The sequence below is a fragment of the Desulfobacter sp. UBA2225 genome, from assembly GCF_002348205.1.
Lineage (GTDB): Bacteria > Desulfobacterota > Desulfobacteria > Desulfobacterales > Desulfobacteraceae > Desulfobacter > Desulfobacter postgatei.
The window spans coordinates 8461-8961 of sequence record NZ_DDYV01000012.1; the positions used below are offsets into that span (position 1 = coordinate 8461).

Consider the following 501-nt stretch of genomic DNA (forward strand, 5'->3'; position numbering starts at 1 on the left):
ATGCACAGAGTAGGGTTAGGACCATAGATATTGTCAAAAAGGGACTTAATAAACGCTACCGCAAAGAACGTTGGTTTCGTTTATTCGGGTGTACAGCCGTTATTATCAGCCTAAGTTTTTTGTCATTGCTGTTTATCTCGATTATTTCCAACGGGTATACTGCGTTTCAGCAGACCATGGTCCGGCTGGATCTCTTTCTGGATAGCAAGGTTATAGACAAGGATGACCTGGCAGGTGCCGATTATTCCAAACTTATTCATAACGCTTTGTTGTCTGTTTTTCCTGATGTGACAAAACACAAAGATAAACATAAATTGTACGGACTTGTCAGTATAAGCGCTACCTATATGCTCCAGGATTTTGTGGCCAAAAACCGACATGAGATCGGAACAACCATTCAGATATGGGTACCGGCCGATGATGATGTGGACATGTTGATGAAAGGGCGCATTGATCGGGACAAGCCTGAGTCCCAAAGACGAATTAATGACCAGCAGCTTG

The 501-nt window shown here is 43.1% G+C and carries 1 protein-coding gene; it reads left to right on the top strand.

Annotation, left to right across the window (positions count from 1 at the left end; all coding sequences use genetic code 11):
- Positions 1-501, top strand: a 501-nt coding sequence (locus tag B3D59_RS00455; RefSeq protein WP_286817119.1) for a DUF3333 domain-containing protein, incomplete at both ends; no start/stop codon positions are given.